A 22,767-nucleotide genomic window follows, 5' to 3' on the forward strand; every position below is an offset into this window, starting at 1 on the left:
CCCCCGGCCCGGCGGAGCGGGCCGGACGGGCGAGGACGGCAGCGGATGCCGGGTACGGGCCCCGCCGGCCGACGGAGCCCGTGGGCGCGGACAGCCGGGGCTGGAGGGGCCAAAGAGCTGAAGGGGGCGTCGGATTCCGTCCGGAGGGCCTGCCGCGGCGTTGAGGCCGGCCCTCCGCGCGGTGCGTGCGGGAGGCTCAGCCGGAGCGGCGGAGGGCCTCGGAGAGACGGGCGGCGGCGTCGAGGACCGCCTGGGCGTGCAGACGGCCGGGGTGACGCGTGAGGCGCTCGATGGGGCCGGAGACCGAGACCGCGGCCACGACACGGTTGGAGGGGCCGCGCACGGGCGCGGAGACGGAGGCGACGCCCGGCTCGCGCTCGCCGATCGACTGGGCCCAGCCCCGGCGCCGCACGCCCGACAGGGCCGTCGCCGTGAAGCGGGCGCCCTGCAGGCCGCGGTGGAGGCGCTCCGGCTCCTCCCAGGCCATCAGGACCTGCGCCGAGGAACCCGCCTTCATCGTGAGCGTGGAACCGACCGGGACCGTGTCCCGCAGACCGGACAGGCGCTCCGCCGCGGCGACGCAGATGCGCATGTCGCCCTGGCGGCGGTAGAGCTGGGCGCTCTCACCGGTCATGTCCCTCAGATGTGTGAGCACCGGGCCGGCGGAGGCGAGCAGGCGGTCCTCGCCCGCTGCCGCGGCCAGTTCCGCCAGACGCGGGCCGAGGATGAACCGGCCCTGCATGTCGCGTGCCACCAGGCGGTGGTGCTCCAGTGCCACGGCCAGCCGGTGGGCCGTGGGCCGTGCCAGTCCGGTGGCCGCGACCAGACCCGCGAGGGTGGCCGGACCGGACTCCAGGGCGCTCAGGACGAGAGCTGCCTTGTCCAGAACGCCGACGCCGCTACTGTTGTCCATGCAACGATACTTGCGTCTCACTCTGTGAAACGCAAGTTCAATTTTCCATGGAACACGTCACTCTGGAACCACCACAGGGCTTGCGGACCGGACGGGTTCGCGACGGTTGCCCGGTCTTGGGGAACCGGGCGCCGCATCCTCAAGATCTCTAGCGTGGCCGGCGCCCTGGGCGTCCGGCCGGAGGGAAAGCGATGGGTAGGACACTCGCGGAGAAGGTCTGGGACGACCATGTCGTCCGGCGCGCCGAGGGCGAGCCCGACCTTCTCTACATCGATCTGCATCTGCTGCACGAGGTGACCAGCCCCCAGGCCTTCGACGGCCTGCGCAAGAGCGGGCGCACCGTGCGCCGGCGCGATCTGACCATCGCCACCGAGGACCACAACACCCCGACGATCGACATCGACAAGCCCATCGCGGACCCGGTCTCCCGCGCCCAGCTGGAGACCCTCCGCAAGAACTGCGCCGACTTCGGCGTCCGGCTGCACCCGCTGGGCGACGTCGAGCAGGGCGTCGTCCATGTCGTGGGACCGCAGCTGGGACTGACCCAGCCGGGCATGACCGTCGTCTGCGGCGACTCGCACACCTCCACGCACGGTGCCTTCGGCGCGCTGGCGTTCGGCATCGGCACCTCCCAGGTGGAGCATGTGCTGGCCACCCAGACCCTGCCGATGGCCCGCCCGAAGACCATGGCGATCACCGTCGACGGTGAACTGCCCGAGGGCGTCACGGCCAAGGACCTGATCCTGGCGATCATCGCGAAGATCGGCACCGGCGGCGGTCAGGGCTACATCCTGGAGTACCGCGGCTCCGCCATCGAGAAGCTCTCGATGGAGGCCCGCATGACCATCTGCAACATGTCGATCGAGGCCGGCGCCCGCGCGGGCATGATCGCCCCGGACGAGACCACCTTCGAGTACCTCAAGGGCCGCCCGCACGCCCCCCAGGGCGCCGACTGGGACGCGGCCGTCGAGTACTGGAAGACCCTCAGGACCGACGACGACGCCGTCTTCGACGCCGAGGTCGTCATCGACGCCTCCGAACTGGCCCCGTTCGTCACCTGGGGCACCAACCCCGGCCAGGGCGCGCCGCTTTCGGCGTCCGTCCCCGACCCGGCTTCGTACGAAGATCCCTCGGAGCGCCTGGCCGCCGAAAAGGCCCTGGAATACATGGGGTTGGAGGTCGGTCAGCCGCTGCGCTCCATCAAGGTGGACACCGTCTTCGTAGGCTCCTGCACCAACGGCCGCATCGAGGACCTGCGCGCCGCCGCCGAGGTCCTCAAGGGCCGCAAAGTCGCCGACGGCGTGCGGATGCTGGTCGTCCCCGGCTCCGCGCGGGTCGGTCTGCAGGCCGTCGCCGAGGGCCTGGACGTGATCTTCAAGGAGGCCGGCGCCGAGTGGCGGCACGCGGGCTGCTCGATGTGTCTGGGCATGAACCCCGACCAGCTCGCCCCCGGTGAGCGCTCCGCCTCCACCTCCAACCGCAACTTCGAGGGCCGGCAGGGCAAGGGCGGCCGTACCCACCTGGTCTCCCCGCAGGTCGCCGCCGCCACCGCGGTCCTGGGCCACCTGGCCTCCCCGGCCGACCTGTCCGATGTCGACACCCCCACGCCCGCTGGAGTCTGAAAGATCATGGAAGCCTTCACCACCCACACCGGCCGGGCCGTCCCGCTGCGCCGCAGCAACGTCGACACCGACCAGATCATCCCCGCCCACTGGCTCAAGAAGGTCACGCGCGACGGGTTCGAGGACGGGCTGTTCGAGGCCTGGCGCAAGGACCCCGAGTTCGTGCTCAACCGCCCCGAGCGGCAGGGCGCCACGGTCCTGGTCGCCGGCCCCGACTTCGGCACCGGCTCCTCCCGCGAACACGCCGTCTGGGCGCTGCAGAACTACGGCTTCAAGGCCGTGATCTCCTCCCGCTTCGCGGACATCTTCCGCGGCAACTCGCTGAAGAACGGCCTGCTCACGGTGGTTCTGGAGCAGAAGACCGTGGACGCGCTGTGGGAGCTCACCGAGCGGAACCCCCAGGCCGAGGTGACCGTCGACCTGGTCGACCGGGAGGTGCGCGCCGAGGGCATCACCGCCCCCTTCGAGCTGGACGAGAACTCCCGCTGGCGGCTGCTGAACGGGCTGGACGACATCTCCATCACCCTGCAGAACGAGGCCGACATCGCCGCCTACGAGGCCAGGCGCCCCTCCTTCAAACCGCGCACCCTGCCGGTCTGATCCGGCACCCCCGGCCGGTGCCCGACGGCCGAGCCGGGGCCGGATCCGGCCCCGGCGTACGTCAGGTTTCGGCCACCGCAACCACCCCGCTGTACCCCCGATCGCCACGATCGGGGGTACAGCCGTTCCGGGGCCCGCACCCCGTGCGGCGCCACCGCTTTCACCCTCAACTTCCCACTTCAGGAAGCTAGTTGATGGGATGCGTGGGGTCCGGGACCTTGGTCGGCGAAAGTGCCGGAAGGGTTGTTTGAGGCGGTAGTTGCCCCCCAGCGCAGGCGACAACTCGCCCCAGATGGCACAATCTGTGCATGGACAACGACGGCCAACTCGAGCTCTATACGGCGGTCGCGGCCCAACTCAAGGAAGCGCACTCCAGGGTGCGCGCACTGCAAGTCCCGGAGGGCGTGCGCATGACGCTGACCCGGAAGCTTCTGGCCATTACGGCCATGGCCAAACGCGATCTTGTCGGCGCGAGAAGGCATCTGGAGAGGTTCGCGGACGACCTCGACAAGGGCCGAATCCCCGCTGAGGAAGGCTGAACAGCCCGAGACGAGACCGTTGAGTCCGTTGCGTCACAAGGGTGATTAGCCCGTTTCGTGTTTGATTTGCGGTATATATCCGCCTAACGTGCGAAAAGGCTTGAACACTTTCGTTCTGGCAGGGTCTCCGAAGGGGAAGACGTGAACAAGGCGCAGCTCGTAGAAGCGATTGCCGACAAGATGGGCGGCCGCCAGCAGGCCGCCGATGCCGTCGACGCGGTACTGGACGCCATCGTCCGCGCGGTCGTCGCGGGAGACCGGGTCTCGGTCACCGGCTTCGGGTCCTTCGAAAAGGTCGAGCGTCCCGCCCGCTATGCGCGCAACCCGCAGACGGGTGAGCGGGTGCGGGTCAAGAAGACCTCCGTCCCCCGCTTCCGGGCCGGCCAGGGGTTCAAGGACTTGGTGAGCGGTGCGAAGAAGCTTCCGAAGAACGACATCGCGGTGAGGAAGGCGCCCAAGGGCAGCCTCTCCGGCCCGACCGCCACCATCGCCAAGGCCGCCGGCAAGAAGGCCGCCGCGAAGAAGACCACCGCGGCGAAGAAGGCCGCGGCCAAGAAGACCACGGCCAAGAAGGCCGCGGCCAAGAAGACCACCGCCGCCAAGAAGGCGACGACCGCGAAGGCCGCCGCGAAGAAGACCACGGCCAAGAAGACCGCGGCCAAGAAGGCGCCGGCGAAGAAGGCGACGGCCAAGAAGGCCCCCGCCAAGAAGTCGGCCACCCGCAAGACCGCCGCCCGCAGCTAGGGAGGGGTGTGTGGATCGAGCCGGCTCCGGTGAGCGGTGCCTGGTGACCGAGTCGAGCGAGGTTCGGTGCGCGCGGATGCCAGGCGGAGAAGGGAGCCGACGCGGAGCGCCGGCGAGTGACGCCGCCGCAGTGATGCGTGCCGAACCCCGCGACCTGCGGCACGATCCACACGACACCCCCTGAGGAGGCACCGAGGTACTCACGCGCCTGGCCGGACTCCCGGGGAGCCCGGCCCGCGGCGTGTCCGGCACCCCGCGCCCGGTGGGGCCGTGTCGCACGGCCGGCCCCGGTCAGCCCAGCCGGTTCACGATTCAGAAGGTCTGCAGCGTCACCAGGGTGATCCGCAGACCGTCCCCTTCGCCCTCCGTCTCGATCCGCACCCGCTGTCCGGGGCGCAGCAGCCGCAGACCGCCCGCGTCGAACGCCGGCGCGTCGAAGGGCACCGGGGTGCCGTCGTCCAGGAGCACCTGCCCGCTGCGGCTCTCGGGGTCGTACGTGTACGCGGTCGCCTGCATGGCGGCAGCCTACTGCTCCGCCGCCGGCGCCCTCGCCGCTCGGGGCGTCAGCCCCGGGGGAGCGGCAGCCGCGCCGCCGCGGCGGCCGTGCGCGGCCCCACCCCGAGGGCCAGCGCCGCCCGCAGATCGTCCCCGGTGTCCACGTCCCGGCGTACGGACTCCACCGCCTCCAGGGACAGTTCCACCGCGCCGGACGCCCGGTGACGCATCCGGGAATCAGGGCCGAAAGCCGGGAGCAGCGCACGGCCCGGAGCCGCCGCCAGCAAAGTCGTGCCGACCGCCGCCGAATCCGCGAGAAAGGCACGCGGGAATTGCGCGGCCGCCCGCAGGACCCGGGCCAATTCCCCGGGCCGCAGTGCCGGAAGATCGGCGTTCAGGGCCGCAATGGGAGTTTCAGGACGTGCGGACCGTACGACCGCCGCCGCGTGCGCGAGCGCGGCGTTCAGACCGGCGCGCGGTTCGTCGGCCACGATCCGGGCGCCCAGCGCCGCCAGCCTCGGCCCGGCTATGCCGTCGTCCGTGACGACTGCCACATCCGCGACCGCCGGACAGGCCAGCGCGGCCGTCACGGTGTCCTCGGCGAAGGCCAGGGCGAGGCCCGGCCGCAGCGCGTCGCCGACGGTCTGCGACAGCCTGCTCTTGGCCCGGTTCAAGGGTTTCAGGGGGATGACCAAGGTCCACTGCACCGGCGTTCCGTCCCCTTTCATGCGGCCGCCATTGTCCCCCGGGCCATGGGGTCGACCGGGGGAGGGCGGGGCACGAAGCCCCCCGCGAGGACGGTCACGGGCGAGGGGCGGGCGTACGGTGTTCTCGACAGACGGGCGACCTGGGGCGACACTTGTGCGGCCCCCCGCCCCGGGTGGCAGTTCCAGGGGACCATCCAGAGGAACTAGAGGAACTAGAGGAAGGTGTCCGCGTGTCCCGCCGCAGAATCGGCTTCTGGTACCGCTTCGCAGCGGTGATCTGCAAACCGCCGCTGGTGGTTCTGCTCAAGCGGGACTGGCGTGGAATGGAGAACATTCCGGCCGAGGGTGGATTCATCACCGTGGTGAACCACAATTCGCATATCGACCCCCTCGCATATGCGCATTTCCAGTACAACACCGGGCGCGTGCCGCGATTCCTGGCGAAGAGCGGGCTTTTCAAGAAAGGATTCATCGGCGCCGCGATGCGCGGCACCGGACAGATCCCCGTCTACCGCGAGAGCACGGACGCGCTGAGCGCCTTCCGCGCCGCGATCGAGGCCGTGGAGCGCGGTGAGTGCGTCGCGTTCTACCCCGAGGGAACGCTCACCCGCGACCCGGACGGCTGGCCGATGACCGGCAAGACGGGCGCCGCGCGGGTCGCCCTGCAGACCAAGTGCCCGGTGATCCCGATCGCCCAGTGGGGCGCCAACGAACTGCTGCCGCCCTACTCGAAGAGGCCCAGGCTGCTGCCGCGCAAGACCCACCACGTCCTGGCCGGCCCGCCCGTGGACCTCTCGCGCTTCTACGACCGGGAGGTGACCCCGGAGCTCCTGAAGGAGGCGACCGAGACCATCATGGCGGCCATCACCCGCCTGCTGGAGGAGATCCGCGGGGAGAAGGCGCCCCCCGTGCCCTACGACCCGCGCCGGGAGCGGATCGAGCAGCGCCGCCGCACCGAGGCGCAGACCCGGGGCAGGGGCATGCCGGCCGCACAGCGGCGGCCGGACGCGCGGGAGGCCGTGCAGGAAGAGGGGCAGGGCGCGTGAGCAAGCCGGTCAAGGCGGCCGTGTTCGGCGCCGGATCGTGGGGGACGGCCTTCGGCGTGGTCCTCGCCGACGCCGGCTGCGAGGTCACCCTGTGGGCCCGCCGCCCCGACCTCGCGGAAACGGTCAACTCCACCCGTGTCAACCCGGACTACCTGCCCGGGGTCGAACTCCCGGAGAACCTGCGGGCCACGGCCGACCCCGCCGAGGCCGCCCGCGACGCCGACTTCACGGTGCTCGCCGTCCCCTCGCAGACCCTGCGCGGCAATCTCGCCGAGTGGGCCCCGCTGCTCGCCCCGGACACGGTCCTCGTCTCCCTGATGAAGGGCATCGAGCTGGGCTCCGCCATGCGGATGAGCGAGGTCATCGAGGACGTCACCAAGGCCGGCCCCGACCGGATCGCCGTGGTCACCGGGCCCAACCTCGCCCGCGAGATCGCCGCCCGCATGCCGGCCGCCGCCGTGGTGGCGTGCACCGACGAGGAGGTGGCCCGGCGGCTCCAGAGTGCCTGTCACACCTCGTACTTCCGCCCGTACACCAACACCGACGTCATCGGCTGCGAACTCGGGGGAGCCGTCAAGAACGTGATCGGCCTGGCCGTCGGCATCGCGGACGGCATGGGGCTCGGCGACAACGCCAAGGGATCGCTCATCACCCGCGGGCTCGCCGAGACCACCCGGCTGGGCGTGGCGCTGGGCGCCGATCCGCTGACCTTCTCCGGGCTCGCCGGCCTCGGCGACCTGGTGGCGACCTGCTCCTCGCCGCTGTCGCGCAACCACACCTTCGGCACCAACCTGGGCAAGGGCATGACCCTCGAGGAGACCATCGCGGTCACCAAGCAGACCGCCGAGGGCGTCAAGTCCTGTGAGTCGGTGCTGGATCTGGCCCGCCGGCACGGTGTCGACATGCCCATCACGGAGACCGTCGTCGGCATCGTGCACCAGGGCAAACCGCCGGTGGTGGCCCTCAGGGAACTGATGTCGCGCAGCGCCAAACCCGAGCGGCGCTGAGCGGCGCTGAGCGACGCGGCGTTTCCCGCGCTGACTCAGGCCTTGGCCAACAGGTACGCTCATCGCGATATGAGCACCGAGAACCTCCCCCAGAGCCCCGAGCAGCCGCCGCGCAAGCCCCGCGTGGCCGTCGTCTGCGGCGGCCGCAGCTCCGAACACGGGATCTCCGTGGTCACCGCGGGTGCGGTGCTGCGCGCCATCGACCGGTCCAAGTACGACGTCCTGCCGATCGGCATCACCCAGGACGGCCGTTGGGCCCTCACCGCGGACGACCCGGCGCGCATGGCGATCACCGACCGTCGCACCCCCAGCGTCGACGAGCTCGCCGAATCGACCGAGGGCGGTGTGGTGCTCTCCGTCGACCCGGGCAACCGTGAAGTCGTCTACACCGAGCCCGGTTCGGTCCCCAAGGCGCTCGGCGAGGTCGACGTGGTCTTCCCGGTGCTGCACGGCCCCTACGGCGAGGACGGCACCCTTCAGGGCCTTCTGGAGCTGGCCGGCGTGCCCTACGTGGGCTCCGGGGTGCTCTCCTCGGCGATCGGCCAGGACAAGGAGTACATGAAGCGGGTGTTCACCTCCTTCGGGCTCAAGGTCGGCCCGTACATGGTGATCCGGCCCCGCGAGTGGAACCGGGACCAGGCAGCCGTCCGCAAGAGAATCGTCGACTTCGCCGGCGAGCACGGCTGGCCGCTGTTCGTGAAGCCCGCCCGCGCGGGCTCGTCCATCGGCATCACCAAGGTCGACGACCTCTCGGGCCTCGACGAGGCGCTCGAGGAGGCCCGGCGGCACGACCCGAAGGTGCTCGTGGAGGCCGCCGTGCGCGGCCGTGAGATCGAGTGCGGGGTACTGGAGTTCGAGGACGGTCCGCGGGCCTCCGTGCCGGCCGAGATCCCGGCGAGCGAGTCCCACGCGTACTACGACTTCGAGGCCAAGTACATCGACTCCACGCCCGGCATCGTCCCGGCCCCGCTGACCGAGGAGCAGACCGCCGAGGTGCAGCGGCTCGCGGTGGAGGCCTTCGAGGCGGCCTCCTGCGAGGGCCTGGTCCGCGCGGACTTCTTCCTCACCGAGGAGGGCGAGTTCGTGATCAACGAGATCAACACGATGCCCGGCTTCACCCCGATCTCGATGTACCCGCAGATGTGGCGGGCGAGCGGCATCGACTACCCGGAACTGATCGACCGCCTCATCCAGGCGGCCCTGCGCCGTTCGACGGGCCTGCGCTGACCCCTCGGGGGCCACAGGAGCGTGCCGGCAGGCGGCCTTGCCGCAGAGGACGCGGCGGGCCGCATGCGGCATCGGGCAGGCCTGCCGCCCCGCCGCCCGGCCGGCCTGCCGCAGGCGGCGTACGGCCCGTGGCGGCCGGGCGGCCCGGGCCCCACGCGCCCGGCCGGCCGCACGCGGGGCAGGCCGCACGCTCCGCCGGCCCCGACCTCAGCCGGTCCCGCCCTCGGGAATGCTCAGTCGGCCACACCCTCGGGAATCGTCTTCTTGATCGCCGGCGCCAGCGAGACCAATGGCGCCATCCCGTGCGCGGAGCGTTCCACGGGGACCGTCACCTCGACGTACGCCACCCGCAGGGTCGTCGTGAAGCGAAACGATCCGTCGTCCTGCTGCTGCATCAGCCAGCCGACGCCGTTGACCTCCACTCCGTCGGCCTCCGGATCGTCCATCGCGGCGGGCCGCGGGACCCCGCAGCGCAGTATGATCGCCGGACTTCCCCAGCCCGCGGTCAGCACGGAGGCGGGCCGGGGGTCCTCACGGCTCAGTCCGTCGACCGTCCGCGGCAGCGCCCCGTCCAGATTCCGGCACAGCTCGGTGACCGCCGCGTCCGGGCTGGGAACCGCCACGGCGCCACCGCCGTCACTCGGGGAGCAGCCCACGGCGGCGACCAGCAGGGCGAGAAGAGGCAGACCGGAAAGCCGATGACGCAAAGAGCTCACCGGCCAAGGGTAGACGGGGGCTACAGATGCACGACCGGGCAGGTCAGGGTGCGGGTGATGCCGTCCACCTGCTGGACCTTCGCGACCACCATGCGCCCCAGGTCGTCCACCGTGTCGGCCTGGGCGCGCACGATGACGTCGTAGGGTCCTGTCACGTCCTCGGCCTGGAGCACCCCGGGGATCCTGCCGACCGTCTCGGCGACGGTCGACGCCTTGCCGACTTCCGTCTGGATCAGGATGTACGCCTGTACCACGGAACCTCCAGGGCGGCCACGAGGATCATGTGGGAAAAGAGAAGCCACGGTATCGCGTCGCCGCGCGCCGCGGGGAGAGCCGCGAAGGCCGCGACGTACGTGCCGGGTGCAGGTAGGACAGAAGCAGTACAGAAGCAGTAGGGAATCAGCACAGAAGCTGACGGTCATCCTGACCGTAACGAGGACCGCGTTGACGCGCGACCGGGAACGGACAGGGACAGAAGGGCGAAAGGGTCGAAAGGGTAATGAAGGGCACTGTTGGTGAGCTCGGGGAGTTCGGGCTCATCAGGGAGCTCACCTCCCGTCTCACCACCACCCCGGCGGTCCGGGTCGGCCCCGGCGACGACGCCGCGGTGGTCGCCGCCCCCGACCGCAGGGTCGTGGCGAGCACCGACGTACTCGTGGAGGGGCGGCACTTCCGCCGGGACTGGTCCACGGCGTACGACGTGGGCCGCAAGGCGGCCGCCCAGAACCTGGCGGACATCGCCGCCATGGGCGCGGTGCCGACCGCGCTGCTGCTCGGTCTGGTCGTGCCCGCGGAACTCCCGGTCACCTGGCCCACCGAACTGATGGACGGGCTGCGTGACGAGTGCCAGGTCGCCGGTGCCGCCGTGGTCGGCGGAGATGTGGTGCACGGTGACACGATCACGGTGTCGATCACCGCACTCGGCGATCTGCGCAACCACGAGCCGGTGACACGCGCCGGCGCACAACCCGGCGATCTGGTCGCGGTGACCGGCTGGCTGGGCTGGTCCGCCGCCGGGTACGCGGTGCTCTCGCGCGGCTTCCGCTCGCCCCGGGCCTTCGTCGAGGCCCACCGCCGGCCCGAGCCGCCGTACCATGCGGGACCCGCGGCGGCCGGCCTCGGCGCGACCGCGATGTGCGACGTCAGCGACGGGCTGATCGCCGACCTGGGCCACATAGCGGAGGCCAGCAAGGTCCGCATCGACATCCGCTCCAGCGCCATCGACATCCCCTCGCAGATGAACGACATCGGGCAGGCCGTGGGCGTCGACCCGATGCAGTGGGTGCTGACCGGGGGAGAGGACCACGCCATCGTGGCGACCTTTCCGCCGGACGTGAAGCTGCCAGCCCGCTGGAAGGTGATCGGCGAAGTGCTCAATCCCTCGGCCCTGCCCCAGGTCACGGTCGACGGGGCGCCCTGGACCAGGAAGGGCGGCTGGGACCACTTCGGAGGCATCGAGGCATGACCGAGGCCCCTCCCCGTGTGCTGACGGTCGCGGGCTCCGACTCCGGCGGCGGTGCCGGCATCCAGGCCGACCTGAAGACGATGCTCGCCCTCGGGGTGCACGGCATGAGCGTGATCACCGCGGTGACCGCGCAGAACTCCCTCGGGGTGCAGGGTGCCTGGGAGCTGCCGGTGGAGGCCGTGCGGGCCCAGTACCGCAGTGTCGTGGACGACATCGGCGTCCAGGCGGTCAAGACCGGGATGCTCGCCACGGCGGAACTGGTCGAGACCGTGGCCGAGTTGCTCTCCGGGACGAACGCGCCGGTGGTCGTCGACCCGGTGAGCGTCTCCAAGCACGGCGACGCGCTGCTGGCCGCATCCGCGCTGGACGCCGTACGGACCGCACTGCTGCCGGTGGCGACGGTCGCCACACCGAACCTCGACGAGGTGGCCCAGCTGACCGGCATACGGGTCCGCTCGGAGGACCGGATGCGGGACGCCGCCGGGGCCGTGCTGGAGTACGGGCCGAAGTGGGTGCTGATCAAGGGCGGCCACCTGACCGGGGACCCCGGGAGGGAGGGCGGGGACCAGGCCGTCGACCTGCTCACCGACGGGATCGAGGAACACTGGCTGCGCGCCCCCCGCCACGACAACCGGCACACCCACGGCACGGGCTGCACCCTCGCCTCCGCGATCGCCGCGCAGCTCGCGAAGGGCCAGTCGGTCCCCCAGGCCGTGACGGCGGCCAAGGACTACGTCACCGGGGCCGTCGCGGCCGGCTTCGCGCTCGGCGGCGGAATCGGCCCCGTGGACCACGGCTGGGCCTTCCGGAAGGCCCGCACGGCCGGATAGCCGCACAGGCTCCCGGCCGTTTTCGGGCATGCCAAAAGCCGGTCCACCGAGGTGGACCGGCTCAGTGCAGCGAGCCAGGGGTGGCCGCGCGCTCAGCTGTCGGCGTGCGTCAGCGCGAGACCTTGCCGGCCTTGATGCACGAGGTGCAGGCGTTCACGCGCTTCGGCGTCCCGCCGACCACGGTACGCACACGCTGGATGTTCGGGTTCCAGCGGCGGGACGTACGGCGGTGCGAGTGCGAGATGTTGTTGCCGAAGCCCGGCCCCTTGCCGCAGACGTCGCAGTTGGCAGCCACGGGTCACTCCAAAGACTTCAGATGCACGTACGGTTGAGCCCGGCATGCCGGGACCAGATCTCGGGCTCGGGGAGCACTTCGAAATCCGAGTGGCGCTGCCAGGGAAGAGCCCGACAGGATCGGGCAACTGGAGCAGCATACATCGGCTGCATCCATGCAGCGAAATTACCATGACGGCTCCGAGGGCCCGCCCGGGCCCGCTTCCGGTCCGCACCGCCCTGGGGTCTACGCTGCGTCCAGTTCAGCAGCTCAGGGAGGCGCAGTGGCGCAGGTGCCGCAGACGTTCGACGCGCCGGCGGTGCGCACCTGGTGCGGTCTGGCACTGCGGGCACTGGGACGCGCACGCGAGGAGATCGACGCGATCAACGTCTACCCCGTGGCCGACGGGGACACCGGCACCAACCTGTATCTGACCGTGGAGTCCGCCGTCGCGGCCGTGGAGGCCGTGTTCGCCGCGCACGAGCCGGACAGCGAGGCCGGCAAGGCCGGCTCCCCGGGGCCCACCCTGGCCGACGCGGCGCGGGCGATGGCCCACGGGGCGCTCATCGGCGCCCGCGGCAACTCCGGGACGATCCTCGCCCAGCTGCTGCGCGGCATGGCCCAGGTGTTCGCCGCCGACGGCGAGGCCGCGCACACCGACGGGCGCGGCCTGTGCCTGGCCCTGCGGCGCGCGGCCGACTCCGCCCGGCAGGCCGTGGCGCACCCCGTGGAGGGCACGGTCCTGTCGGTCGCCTCGGCGGCGGCGGAAGCGGCCACCGGCACCGAGGGGGGCGACTGCGGAACGGTCGCCCGGGCGGCCTACGAGGGGGCGTGCGCGGCCCTGGCCGCGACCCCCGGCCAGCTCGCGGTCCTGGAGCGCGCCGGAGTGGTCGACGCCGGCGGACGCGGACTGGTGGCGGTGCTCGCCGCCCTGGTGGAGACGCTCACGGGACAGCCGCCGGGAGAACCGGTCTTCTCACCGGGGGCCGCGCGGGCGCCGGGAGCCGCTTTGGCGGCCGGTGCCCTGCCGACCGTGCCGCACGCGCGCACGGGGCGGGAGGACGGCGCACCGGCCTCCTGCGTCCCGTCCGCGAGCGGCCCCGCCTTCGAGGTGACCTACCTCCTGGACGCCGAGGACGCGGCCGTCGCCCGGCTGCGCGAACGACTCGACGCGCTCGGGGACTCCCTCGTCGTGGTCGGCGGCGACGGGCTGTGGAACGTGCATGTGCACGTCGACGACGCCGGAGCCGCCGTGGAGGCGGGCGTCGAGGCCGGACGGCCGCACCGCATCCGCATCACGCACTTCGGCGCGGACGACGCGCACACCACCGGAGCCGCGGCTCCCCGGGAGCGCGCCCAGCGCGCCGTGGTGGCCGTCGTGCCCGGCGAGGGCCTGGCGGAGCTGTACACCGAGGCCGGGGCGATCGCGGTGCTCGCCCGCCCGGGGGAGCCGCCCGCGAGCGGCGAGCTCATGGAGGCCGTACGACGGGCACACGCGCGCGAGGTGGTCCTGCTGCCCAACGACGGCGAGCTGCGCCACACCGCGGCCGCCGCGGCCGAACAGGCCCGCGAGGAGGGCGTCCGCGTCGCCCTGATCCCGACCCGCTCGGCCGTGCAGGGCATCGCCGCCCTCGCCGTGCACGAGCCCGGGCGCCGCTTCGACGAGGACGTCGTCGCGATGACCTCGGCGGCCGGTGCCACCCGTTGTGCCGAGATCATCGTCGCCGAGCGCCAGTCCTGGACCACGGCCGGCATCTGCCAGGCCGGTGACGTCCTCGGCCTCGTCGACGGCGACGTGGCCGTGATCGGCCAGGACGTCACGGCCACCGCCGAGGCCGTCCTGGACCGCATGCTCGCGGCCGGCGGCGAGCTGGTCACCCTGGTCCTCGACGACGAGGTCCCCGACTCCGTCGCCGACCGTCTGCAGGCCCGGGTCCGCGAGGCGTACCTCGCGGTGGACACCGTGGTCTACCGGGGCGGCCGGCAGGGGGCGCTGCTGCTCATCGGGGTGGAGTAGCCCCCGGGACCGGGGGAGCGGCCCCGGGCCCGCGGAGCCGGCGGGCCGCCGCCCGTCGCCGCCGGGCCCCTCGCGGCCCTCGGGGCGCTCAGCCCTCCGACGGCTTCCTCAGGACGTCCAGCAGCCGCTGGGCCTCCGCACGCCGGAGCTGCGGCAGGTCCTCCCCGGCCCCCGCGCCCCGGCCACCCCGGTGGGCCTGATAGGCCGCCAGGACGGCGCGTGCGCGCCGCTCCGCCTCGGCGGACCGCCCCAGGTCGGCCGCCAGCCAGCCGGCGGCGAGTTCCGCGCCGGTCCGCTCGTGCAGGGCGTTTGGCCCCAGCAGCGCGAAGGCGGCGATCGCCTGCTCCATCCTGGCGAGGGCCTCCTCGAGCCCGGCCCTGGAGACCCCGCCCTCCGCATCGGTGGCGACGCCCGCGAGCAGATCGCCGAACTGCCGGTGCGTGTGGCCGAGTTCGGCCATGAACCGCTGCCGCGCCACCTCGTCGTCGGCACGGTCCCGCGCCTTCTCGCACTCCGCGACGGCGGACCGCATCAGCTCCCGCGCGGCCTGCGGCCCGGCCTGGGTGCGCAACGCCAGCCAGGCCCGGGCACGGGTGGCGCGCACCAGGCCGTGCACGCCGTCCAGGGAGCGCCACAGATCGCACGCGCGCGCGTAGGCACGGTCCGCCTCCTCGTGCAGCCCCGCCCGGCTCAGCGACTCGGCGGCCAGGTGGGCGAGGGTCGCGTGGTCCTGCTGCTCGGGCCAGTGCCGGGCGATCTCGGCGGCCCGGAGCCGGTGCTCGGCGGCCGCCCGGTGCTCCCCGAGCTCGCTCAGACAGTCGCCGAGCCACCACCGCGTCTGCACGACCGCCCCGTCGCCGTGCGTCTCCACGGACAGCTCCGCAAGCGCGGACTCCAGCACCTCGGCGGCCTCGGCCCACCGTCCCAGCCGCAGCAGCAGACCACCGAGCTGCCGGCGCGCCCAGGCCCCGAGGGCCGGTCCCTCCTCTGCCTCGTCGGCCCAGTGCGTCGCCTCGAGGGCGTGCCGCGCCGCCTCCTCGACCCGGCCCAGCTCGCCGAGCACCTCGGCGAGCTGCAGATGCAGCTGGGTCCGTCCCACGGCCTCCAGATACGCCCCGCCGTGCTCCAGGGCCGCCCGCAGCGCCCGCTCGGCCCGCTCCGGATCGCCCAGGTGGTACGCGAGCCCCGCCAGCCGGGCCTCGTACTCCACCGCGAACCACGGCACCCCGGCCCCGGCGTACTCGGCCGCGGCCCGCTCGAACAGCTCCACGGCCGTGTGCGGGTCCCCGGTGCGCGCGGCGATCTCCGCGAGCATCGCCCGTGCCTCGGCCGCCCGGGTCATGAGCCGTACGTCGTCACCGGTGTGCCCCTCGACGAGCGCCAGCACCTCCCGGGCGGCCCGTTCGGCGGCGGACAGCACCTCGGGGTCCACGGGACCGCCGGCCTCGTGCACCGGCCGCATCAGGATCCGCGCCCGCGCCATCACCACGGACGCGGTCTGCCGTACCCCGGTGCCCTCCTCGGCGTACAGCGCGAGGACCCGTTCGTACGGCTCGGCGACCGCGGCGAGTGCCCCCTCCACGTCGCCCGCCAGCGCCTGGACGTACGCCGCACGCGCGCGTGCCGCCAGCGCCTCGCCCGGATCGCCCGCCTCCGCGTACAGCTCGGCGGCCCGCTCGAACAGCGCGGCGCCCTCGGGGCCCTTGCTCATCGCCTCGTGGTCGGCGATCTCGGCCCGGTCCCGGGCGTCCAGCACCAGCCCCTGCGCGGCCCGCGCCACCGCCGCCCAGGCCTCCACGGCGTTCGGCCGCAAGGTGTCCGACAGCCGGCGTGCCTCGGCGATCAGTGCGGACAGGTCGGCCGTCTCCGGCGCCGCCGCCTCGGCGGGGACCCGCGGCGCGGGAGCCGGTGCGGGGGCGGCGGGCCGCGTCGTGCGCACCCCCAGCGGCAGCCGGTCCACCAGCGGGCGCCGCGCCATGCGCGCACGTGTCCGCTCACCGATGTGCGAGGTGCCGTTGCGCGCGTCGAAGCGGGCCGCCAGGGCCGACGCCTCCGTGCGCGCGTGCACGGCGAGTTCGCCGGCCGTCCAGCCGCGTCCCGCCGGCCCGGGCACCGGCTGCTCGCCCATCCCCAGCTCGACCAGCCGGTCCATGAGCAGGGCCACCACCGCGAGGAAGTCCAGCTTGCTGCGCGGATGGCCGTCGTCCGTGAAGTACGCGGGCCGCTGCGCCAGCAGCTCCAGGGCCCGCGCCTCGTTGCCGGTCAGCGCGCAGAACTCCACGTGCTCGGCGTAGGTGCTGCGCATGCTCTCCATCTGCCGCACCAGCCGGATGCCCCGCAGATGGTGGGCGCGTGCCTCGTCGAGGCGGCCGAGCCGCAGCAGCGGCAGCAGGGAGGTGCCCAGGACCGCGTGCGGCTCGTGGGCGCAGGAGAACTCGCCGTCCAGCACCGGCCGCCACAGCTCGAGGGCCTCCGCGTCCCGGCCGCACTCGGCCTGCCACCAGCCCTGGTCGTGCAGTTCGCAGGCGTGGCAGTCGGCCATGCGGTCCCGGTCGGCGGCCAGCCACGCCGCATACGCCCGCTCCGCCCGCTCCAGGTCCCCGATGTGCCAGGCGACGTTGAACTCGGCGCTGCGCACGGCGCGCTCGGAGTAGCCGGCGAGCCGGTAGCGGCGCTCCATCTCGCCGAGCCACTTCTCGATGGAGGCCAGCGGAATGTGCGGCTGGCCCAGCATGCCCACCGACATCCACTTGAAGGCCCAGTGCAGCGAGTGGGCCTCGTACTCGTCGAAGTCCTCGGGGCGTTCGTCCCACATGCGCAGCAGCCGCGCGAAGGGGACGAACATCTTGTCCTTCTCGGAGCTGTAGTTGTAGACCGTCAGCTGGTGTCCCAGCGCCTCGATCACGGCCAGCGGGATGTTCAGCCTCTCGGCCTCGGCGAGCAGCTGCTCCGCGCGGGCGTTGCGGGCCGGGCCCTCCGGCTGCTCGCCGTTGGCCGCTATCGCCCGGCGCAGGGAGTCCAGGTCGGTGATCTCGCTCATCGGCGGTCCTCCCCCGTCGCGTCGGTGCCGTGGTGGGTGGCCCACTCCAGCAGGCCGATGAACGCGCGGTTCAGCAGCGCCGAGTCGGCGGGCCGCAGCGGGCGCTGCGCCATCAGCAGCGCCTGCCCGTACAGCGACTCGGTCGCCGTCCCGATCAGCTCCGCGTCGCGCAGCGAACTGATCCTGCGGACCAGCGGGTTGAGGTGGTTGAGCACCAGACGGGCACGGGGAGCGCTGCCCCGCAGCGAGCCGAGGATGCCCGCCCACAGGTCGTCGGCCTGCGCCTCGGCCTGAGCACGGGCCTGCTCGTGCCGGGCCGCCCGGTCGTCCAGGTGCAGCGCGGGCACGGACAGCGGGTGGAAGGCACGCAGCACCACATCGCAGCCCAGCGGGTCCAGCTTGGCCCGCGCGGTGGCCAGAAAGCCCGACAGGGCCAGCTCCTCGGCCGGGTCGACGGGGTCCAGATGCGCGGTCACGGTGTCCGCGTCCAGCTCGGCGACCACCGTCCCCGGACGCACCGACGGCAGCGCCTCGACCAGCTCGCTGTCGTAGGTGTAGCCGCCGTTGACGACACCGATGCCCTGCGCGGAGGCGATCGGCGCGACCTGCCGGTACTCCTCGACCGTGCGTGTGAAGTGCACGACCGGGTGGCGCTGCGCGAACTCCTCCAGGGACATCTGCCCGTCGGTCGTCTCGAACGGCAGCCACGGCAGCATCGTGCGCAGCATCTCCGCGTCGTGCCGGGCCAGCGACTTCACGCCCAGGTGATGCACCGACAGAAAGGCGGCCAGCCGCTCCGGATCGCCGGCCGCGAGGTCGGCCAGCCAGGAGCGGATCCGCTCGCCCAGCGCCTCGCGCACGCCGGCCAGCGTCTCGTCCTCGTACAGCGCCTCGCGCGAGGCGGTGGGCCGCAGGCTGTCCGTGTCGAGCACGCAGCGCACGAAGAACGCCCAGTCGGGCAGCAGCTGTTCGGCCCGGTCGGTCAGCAGCATGCCCTTCAGGTGCACGCGGTGACCCGCCCGCTGTGCGGGACTGACCGCCGACGGCAGCACGTACGCCACCCCGCGGATCCCGGCCAGCGGCACGTCCAGGTCGATGGAGTCCAGCGGGGTGAAGCCGAACAGCTCGTGGCAGTGCCGGGCCAGGGCGACCCGGCGCGCGGCGGGGGAGGGGTACGTCCGGTCCCAGGGCGCGGGCAGGTCGGTGACGGCCTCCTCGCCCACGCGCACGTCGTACGGCAGCAGTGAGCCGAAGTCCCGTGCCAGCGCGAGCACCCGCTCCTCGGTCAGCCACTCGCCGGCTCCCGCCCGTGCCTGGAGGTGCACGGTGGTGCCGGGTTCCGGGCGGGCGGAGCCGGGCAGGGTCCGCACGGTGTACGAGCCGTCGTCGCGCGCCGTCCACTCCACCGGCGGGGCGTCCGGCGTGCGGGCGCTGCGGCTGACCACCCGGATCCGGTCGGCCACCACGAAGCAGGCCAGCAGGCCGATGCCGAACTGGCCGAGGAAGTCCGAGCGGGCCTCCTGCAGTCCCTCGGCCCGCTTGGAGCTGCGGCCGATGGTGGCCAGCAGCTCGTGCACATCGGACTCGGTGAGGCCGATGCCGGTGTCCTCCACCCGGAGGGTGGCGCCGTCCGCGAACAGCCGTACCCGGGCGGGAGCGTCCGGCTCCTCGGCGCGCCGGGCGGTGAGGGCGTCCACGGCGTTCTGCAGCAGTTCGCGCAGATAGACCTTGGGGCTGGAGTACAGGTGGTGCGAGAGCAGGTCCACCAGGCCGCGCAGGTCGACCTGGAACATGTGGGCCGACTGGGGCTGCTGGTGAGGCGGTGATGGCTGGGAGGTCTGGGATGCCTGAGGTGACTGTGAGGTCTGGAAATCCATCGTCGCAGCGCCGTCGTGGGGGGACTGCAGGTCGGCGCGGGGTCGGGCGGTCCCGGTGGGGCGGTGACCGCGAAAGGGGGCCGGAGCGCGTCATCCTAGAACCCGGACGGCCGGGCCGACCAGGGGGTTTCGGGGACGTGCACGGTGTTTGTCGGTGCCGTGGTGTGCAATGGAACCCGTGTCCGCACCGCGAGAACCACTGCAACAACCGCTGAAGTCGGTGCTCGGCCCCGCCACCGCCAAGGTGATGGCCGAGCACCTCGGCCTGCACACCGTCGGCGACCTCCTCCACCACTACCCGCGCAGATACGAGGAGCGCGGCCGGCTCACCCAGCTCGCCGACCTGCCCATGGACGAACACGTCACGGTGGTCGCCCAGGTGGCCGACGCCCGCCTGCACACCTTCGCCTCCTCCCGGGCGCCCCGCGGCAAGGGCCGGCGCCTGGAGGTGACGATCACGGACGGCAGCGGCCGGCTCCAACTGGTCTTCTTCGGCAACGGTGTGCACAAACCCCACAAGGAACTGCTGCCGGGCACACGCGCGATGTTCGCGGGCAAGGTCTCCGTCTTCAACCGGCGGCTGCAGCTGGCCCACCCTGCCTACGAGTTGCTGAGGGGGGACACCGAAGAGACGGTCGAGAGCTGGGCCGGTGCCCTCATCCCCATCTACCCGGCCACCACCAAGCTGGAGTCCTGGAAGATCGGCAAGGCGGTCCAGACCGTCCTGCCCAGCGCCCAGGAGGCCGTCGACCCGCTGCCCGAGTCCCTCCGCGCGGGCCGCGGCCTGATCTCCCTGCCCGAGGCCCTGCTCAAGATCCACCGCCCGCACACCAAGGCGGACGTCGCCGAGGCCCGCGCCCGTCTGAAGTGGGACGAGGCCTTCGTCCTCCAGGTCGCCCTCGCCCGCCGCCGCCACGCGGACACCCAGCTTCCCGCCGTCCCCCGCCGCCCCGGTCCCGACGGTCTCCTCGCCGCCTTCGACGCCCGCCTCCCCTTCACCCTCACCGAGGGGCAGCAGAAGGTCTCCCGCGAGATCCTCGACGACCTGGCCCGCGAGCACCCGATGCACCGCCTGCTCCAGGGAGAGGTCGGCAGCGGCAAGACGCTGGTCGCCCTGCGCGCCATGCTCGCCGTGGTGGACGCCGGCGGACAGGCCGCGATGCTCGCGCCCACCGAGGTGCTGGCCCAGCAGCACCACCGGTCGATCACCGAGATGATGGGGGAGCTCGCCGAGGGAGGGATGCTGGGCGGGCCCGAGCACGCCACCAAGGTGGTGCTGCTCACCGGCTCCATGGGCGCCGCCGCCCGCCGCCAGGCCCTGCTCGACCTGGCCACCGGCGAAGCCGGCATCGTCATCGGCACCCACGCCCTGATCGAGGACACGGTCCAGTTCCACGACCTGGGCCTGGTCGTCGTGGACGAACAGCACCGCTTCGGCGTCGAGCAGCGCGACGCCCTGCGGGGCAAGGGGAACTCCCGGGGGGAGAAGCGGACCCCGCACCTGCTCGTCATGACCGCGACCCCCATCCCGCGCACGGTCGCGATGACGGTCTTCGGCGACCTGGAGACCTCCGTCCTCGACCAGCTCCCCGCGGGCCGCTCGCCCATCGCCAGCCATGTCGTCCCGGCCGCCGACAAGCCGCACTTCCTGGCCCGGGCCTGGGAGCGGGTGCGCGAGGAGGTGGCGAAGGGCCACCAGGCGTACGTGGTCTGCCCGCGCATCGGGGACGAGCCGGGGGACGAGGGAGCGGGCGCCGGGAGGGGCCCCCGGAGGAAGTCCCCCGAGGACGAGGCCGAGAAGCGCCCGCCGCTCGCCGTCCTCGACGTCGCCGACCAGCTCGCCAAGGGGCCGCTGCACGGGCTTCGGGTCGAGGTGCTGCACGGCCGGATGCAGCCCGACGACAAGGACGCCGTCATGCGCCGCTTCGCCGCGGGCGAGACCGACGTCCTGGTCGCCACCACGGTCATCGAGGTCGGGGTGAACGTGCCGAACGCCACCGTGATGGTGATCATGGACGCCGACCGCTTCGGCGTCTCCCAGCTGCACCAGCTGCGCGGACGCGTCGGCCGTGGCTCCGCCCCGGGCCTGTGCCTGCTGGTCACCGAGATGCCCGAGGCGAGTGCCGCCCGCCGGCGGCTGGACGCGGTGGCCTCCACGCTCGACGGCTTCGAGCTCTCCCGCATCGACCTCGAACAGCGCCGCGAGGGCGACGTCCTCGGCCAGGCCCAGTCCGGCTCCCGCTCCAGCCTGCGGGTGCTCGCCGTCATCGAGGACGAGGAGATCATCGCCCAGGCCCGCGAGGAGGCCGCCGCCGTGGTCGCCGCCGACCCGGACCTGGAGCACCTGCCCGGACTGCGCACGGCCCTGGACGCCCTGCTGGACGAGGAGCGGGAGCAGTACCTGGAGAAGGGCTGACAGACTGGGGGCAGGCCGGAAGCCGGCCGCACCAGGATCCGGACCGTACCGAGACAAGGACCCAAGGACATGACCCGCGTGATCGCCGGCCGGGCCGGTGGACGCCGTCTCGCCGTACCGCCGGGCCAGGGGACCCGCCCCACCTCCGACCGGGCGCGCGAGGGCCTGTTCTCCACCTGGCAGTCCCTGCTCGGCGGTCCGCTGGACGGCGAACGGGTCCTGGACCTGTACGCCGGCTCGGGCGCCGTCGGCCTGGAGGCGCTGTCCCGCGGCGCCGGGCACGCCCTGCTCGTGGAGGCCGACGCGCGCGCGGTTCGCACGCTCCGTCAGAACGTGCGGGCACTCGGCCTGCCCGGTGCCGAGGTGCGGGCGGCCAGAGCGGAGCAGCTCCTCCACTCCTCGCCGCCCGGCGGGCCGTACGACATCGCCTTCCTCGACCCTCCGTACGCCGTCTCCGACGACGATCTCCGCGAGATCCTGCTCACACTCCGCACCCGGGGGTGGCTTGCGGAAGACGCTCTCGTCACCGTGGAGCGCAGCACCAGAGGCGGTGAATTCGAATGGCCGCACGGCTTTGACGCGATCCGGGCCCGTCGTTACGGCGAAGGGACACTTTGGTACGGTCGCGCCGCCTCTATGAGCGAATACGCATCATGACCGGACTGGAGAGCGAGGAAACCCAGGTGCGCCGCGCCGTCTGTCCCGGGTCGTTCGACCCCATCACCAACGGACATCTCGACATCATCTCCCGCGCCTCCCGCCTCTATGACGAGGTGTACGTGGCAGTGATGATCAACAAGTCCAAGAAGGGCCTGTTCGACGTCGAGGAGCGGCTCGACCTCATCCGCCAGGTCACCGCCGAGTACAGCAACGTCCGCGTCGAGTCCTTCCACGGCCTGCTCGTCGACTTCTGCAAGCAGCGCGACATCCCCGCCATCGTCAAGGGCCTGCGCGCCGTCAGCGACTTCGACTACGAACTGCAGATGGCCCAGATGAACAACGGCCTCTCCGGTGTCGAGACCCTCTTCATCCCCACCAACCCCACCTACAGCTTCCTGTCGTCCTCCCTGGTCAAGGAGGTCGCGGCCTGGGGCGGCGACGTCTCGCACCTGGTGCCGCCGCAGGTGCTCGACGCCCTTGTCCGGCGTCTGCGCAAGGGCTGAACCGTCCGACGGACCGTCACCCGGTGTCCGGCGGCTGCCCCGTGGCCGTACAGTCGTCCCGTCGGTCTC

The 22,767-nt window shown here is 72.6% G+C and carries 21 protein-coding genes; 13 read left to right on the top strand and 8 right to left on the bottom strand.

Annotated features, from left to right (window positions below):
- Positions 1-196: 196 nt before the first annotated feature.
- Positions 197-913 carry an IclR family transcriptional regulator NdgR gene (ndgR, locus tag ABD224_RS25555; protein WP_067395792.1) on the bottom strand — a complete coding sequence of 239 codons (717 nt, stop codon included), beginning with the start codon at positions 911-913 and terminating at the stop codon, positions 197-199.
- A gap of 191 nt (positions 914-1,104) precedes the next feature.
- Between ndgR and leuC the strand changes: the two genes are divergently transcribed.
- The 4 genes from leuC (at position 1,105) to ABD224_RS25575 (ending at position 4,418) form a co-directional block, all read left to right on the top strand.
- Positions 1,105-2,535 (top strand): 3-isopropylmalate dehydratase large subunit, encoded by a 1,431-nt coding sequence (gene leuC / locus ABD224_RS25560; protein ID WP_067395788.1) that lies wholly within the window; start codon positions 1,105-1,107, stop codon positions 2,533-2,535.
- Between the two features lie 6 nt (positions 2,536-2,541).
- The gene (leuD, locus tag ABD224_RS25565; protein WP_344053938.1) at positions 2,542-3,135 is read left to right on the top strand and encodes a 3-isopropylmalate dehydratase small subunit; all 594 of its coding nucleotides are present in this window, start codon (positions 2,542-2,544) and stop codon (positions 3,133-3,135) included.
- 308 nt (positions 3,136-3,443) lie between these two features.
- Entirely contained in the window at positions 3,444-3,674 is a 231-nt protein-coding gene (locus tag ABD224_RS25570; RefSeq protein WP_344053940.1) for an SCO5555 family protein, read from the top strand.
- 141 nt (positions 3,675-3,815) lie between these two features.
- Complete coding sequence (locus tag ABD224_RS25575) at positions 3,816-4,418, top strand: HU family DNA-binding protein (protein WP_344053942.1); 603 nt, start codon at positions 3,816-3,818, stop codon at positions 4,416-4,418.
- Positions 4,419-4,730: 312 nt separating this feature from the next.
- On the opposite strand, the gene ABD224_RS25580 is transcribed toward ABD224_RS25575, so the two are convergent.
- Complete coding sequence (locus ABD224_RS25580) at positions 4,731-4,934, bottom strand: hypothetical protein (RefSeq protein ID WP_344053945.1); 204 nt, start codon at positions 4,932-4,934, stop codon at positions 4,731-4,733.
- 47 nt (positions 4,935-4,981) lie between these two features.
- Complete coding sequence (gene cofC / locus ABD224_RS25585) at positions 4,982-5,620, bottom strand: 2-phospho-L-lactate guanylyltransferase (RefSeq protein WP_344053947.1); 639 nt, start codon at positions 5,618-5,620, stop codon at positions 4,982-4,984.
- A gap of 230 nt (positions 5,621-5,850) precedes the next feature.
- Between cofC and ABD224_RS25590 the strand changes: the two genes are divergently transcribed.
- The 3 genes from ABD224_RS25590 to ABD224_RS25600 all read left to right on the top strand — a co-directional run bounded on the left by ABD224_RS25590 (position 5,851) and on the right by ABD224_RS25600 (position 8,900).
- Complete coding sequence (locus ABD224_RS25590; RefSeq protein ID WP_344053949.1) at positions 5,851-6,666, top strand: lysophospholipid acyltransferase family protein; 816 nt, start codon at positions 5,851-5,853, stop codon at positions 6,664-6,666.
- Positions 6,663-7,673, top strand: a complete 1,011-nt coding sequence (locus tag ABD224_RS25595; protein WP_344053951.1) for an NAD(P)H-dependent glycerol-3-phosphate dehydrogenase — start codon at positions 6,663-6,665, stop codon at positions 7,671-7,673. The genes ABD224_RS25590 and ABD224_RS25595 overlap by 4 nt, the downstream gene beginning before the upstream one ends.
- Positions 7,674-7,742: 69 nt before the next feature.
- Positions 7,743-8,900: a D-alanine--D-alanine ligase family protein gene (locus tag ABD224_RS25600; RefSeq protein WP_344053953.1), complete on the top strand. Its 1,158-nt coding sequence runs from the start codon at positions 7,743-7,745 to the stop codon at positions 8,898-8,900.
- Between the two features lie 233 nt (positions 8,901-9,133).
- Here the strand turns inward: ABD224_RS25600 and ABD224_RS25605 are convergent, their stop codons facing one another.
- Positions 9,134-9,616, bottom strand: coding sequence for a DUF3515 domain-containing protein (locus ABD224_RS25605; protein WP_344053955.1), 483 nt, complete (start codon positions 9,614-9,616; stop codon positions 9,134-9,136).
- Positions 9,617-9,636: 20 nt separating this feature from the next.
- Positions 9,637-9,870, bottom strand: coding sequence for an Lrp/AsnC family transcriptional regulator (locus ABD224_RS25610; protein WP_344053957.1), 234 nt, complete (start codon positions 9,868-9,870; stop codon positions 9,637-9,639).
- A gap of 245 nt (positions 9,871-10,115) precedes the next feature.
- Here ABD224_RS25610 and ABD224_RS25615 point away from each other — a divergent pair, with 245 nt between their 5' ends.
- Together ABD224_RS25615 and thiD are read left to right on the top strand one after the other, a co-directional pair.
- Positions 10,116-11,081 carry a thiamine-phosphate kinase gene (locus ABD224_RS25615; RefSeq protein ID WP_344053959.1) on the top strand — a complete coding sequence of 322 codons (966 nt, stop codon included), beginning with the start codon at positions 10,116-10,118 and terminating at the stop codon, positions 11,079-11,081.
- Positions 11,078-11,911, top strand: coding sequence for a bifunctional hydroxymethylpyrimidine kinase/phosphomethylpyrimidine kinase (gene thiD, locus ABD224_RS25620; protein ID WP_344053961.1), 834 nt, complete (start codon positions 11,078-11,080; stop codon positions 11,909-11,911). Before ABD224_RS25615 ends, thiD begins: the two co-directional genes overlap by 4 nt.
- Positions 11,912-12,020: 109 nt before the next feature.
- Here thiD and rpmB read toward each other — a convergent pair whose 3' ends face one another.
- Positions 12,021-12,206 (bottom strand): 50S ribosomal protein L28, encoded by a 186-nt coding sequence (gene rpmB, locus ABD224_RS25625; protein WP_003993230.1) that lies wholly within the window; start codon positions 12,204-12,206, stop codon positions 12,021-12,023.
- 262 nt (positions 12,207-12,468) lie between these two features.
- On the opposite strand from rpmB, the gene ABD224_RS25630 reads away from it, so the two are divergent.
- Positions 12,469-14,202 (top strand): DAK2 domain-containing protein, encoded by a 1,734-nt coding sequence (locus ABD224_RS25630; RefSeq protein WP_344053963.1) that lies wholly within the window; start codon positions 12,469-12,471, stop codon positions 14,200-14,202.
- A gap of 88 nt (positions 14,203-14,290) precedes the next feature.
- On the opposite strand, the gene ABD224_RS25635 is transcribed toward ABD224_RS25630, so the two are convergent.
- Together ABD224_RS25635 and ABD224_RS25640 are read right to left on the bottom strand one after the other, a co-directional pair.
- Positions 14,291-17,242 (bottom strand): tetratricopeptide repeat protein, encoded by a 2,952-nt coding sequence (locus tag ABD224_RS25635; RefSeq protein ID WP_344053966.1) that lies wholly within the window; start codon positions 17,240-17,242, stop codon positions 14,291-14,293.
- Positions 17,239-19,119, bottom strand: a complete 1,881-nt coding sequence (locus ABD224_RS25640) for an HSP90 family protein (protein WP_344053968.1) — start codon at positions 19,117-19,119, stop codon at positions 17,239-17,241. Before ABD224_RS25640 ends, ABD224_RS25635 begins: the two co-directional genes overlap by 4 nt.
- 169 nt (positions 19,120-19,288) lie before the next feature.
- On the opposite strand from ABD224_RS25640, the gene recG reads away from it, so the two are divergent.
- The 3 genes from recG (at position 19,289) to coaD (ending at position 22,698) form a co-directional block, all read left to right on the top strand.
- On the top strand, positions 19,289-21,535 hold the full coding sequence (recG, locus tag ABD224_RS25645; protein ID WP_344053970.1) for an ATP-dependent DNA helicase RecG: 2,247 nt from the start codon (positions 19,289-19,291) through the stop codon (positions 21,533-21,535).
- A 69-nt stretch (positions 21,536-21,604) separates the two neighbouring features.
- Positions 21,605-22,192 carry a 16S rRNA (guanine(966)-N(2))-methyltransferase RsmD gene (gene rsmD / locus ABD224_RS25650; RefSeq protein ID WP_344053972.1) on the top strand — a complete coding sequence of 196 codons (588 nt, stop codon included), beginning with the start codon at positions 21,605-21,607 and terminating at the stop codon, positions 22,190-22,192.
- 26 nt (positions 22,193-22,218) lie between these two features.
- Positions 22,219-22,698 (top strand): pantetheine-phosphate adenylyltransferase, encoded by a 480-nt coding sequence (gene coaD / locus ABD224_RS25655; RefSeq protein WP_344053993.1) that lies wholly within the window; start codon positions 22,219-22,221, stop codon positions 22,696-22,698.
- Positions 22,699-22,767 lie beyond the last annotated feature (69 nt).

This window comes from Streptomyces thermoalcalitolerans (assembly GCF_039525155.1).
GTDB classification, from domain to species: domain Bacteria; phylum Actinomycetota; class Actinomycetes; order Streptomycetales; family Streptomycetaceae; genus Streptomyces; species Streptomyces thermovulgaris.

Bases quoted from the DNA above. Each gene is read 5' to 3' on its own strand.
- ABD224_RS25580 (WP_344053945.1), bottom strand. From the start codon at position 4,934: ATGCAGGCGACCGCGTACACGTACGACCCCGAGAGCCGCAGCGGGCAG.
- leuC (WP_067395788.1), top strand. From the start codon at position 1,105: ATGGGTAGGACACTCGCGGAGAAGGTCTGGGACGACCATGTCGTCCGG.
- ABD224_RS25635 (WP_344053966.1), bottom strand. From the start codon at position 17,242: ATGAGCGAGATCACCGACCTGGACTCCCTGCGCCGGGCGATAGCGGCC.
- ABD224_RS25570 (WP_344053940.1), top strand. From the start codon at position 3,444: ATGGACAACGACGGCCAACTCGAGCTCTATACGGCGGTCGCGGCCCAA.
- ABD224_RS25615 (WP_344053959.1), top strand. From the start codon at position 10,116: ATGAAGGGCACTGTTGGTGAGCTCGGGGAGTTCGGGCTCATCAGGGAG.
- thiD (WP_344053961.1), top strand. From the start codon at position 11,078: ATGACCGAGGCCCCTCCCCGTGTGCTGACGGTCGCGGGCTCCGACTCC.
- leuD (WP_344053938.1), top strand. From the start codon at position 2,542: ATGGAAGCCTTCACCACCCACACCGGCCGGGCCGTCCCGCTGCGCCGC.
- rsmD (WP_344053972.1), top strand. From the start codon at position 21,605: ATGACCCGCGTGATCGCCGGCCGGGCCGGTGGACGCCGTCTCGCCGTA.
- ABD224_RS25600 (WP_344053953.1), top strand. From the start codon at position 7,743: ATGAGCACCGAGAACCTCCCCCAGAGCCCCGAGCAGCCGCCGCGCAAG.
- ABD224_RS25640 (WP_344053968.1), bottom strand. From the start codon at position 19,119: ATGGATTTCCAGACCTCACAGTCACCTCAGGCATCCCAGACCTCCCAG.
- ndgR (WP_067395792.1), bottom strand. From the start codon at position 913: ATGGACAACAGTAGCGGCGTCGGCGTTCTGGACAAGGCAGCTCTCGTC.
- recG (WP_344053970.1), top strand. From the start codon at position 19,289: ATGGAACCCGTGTCCGCACCGCGAGAACCACTGCAACAACCGCTGAAG.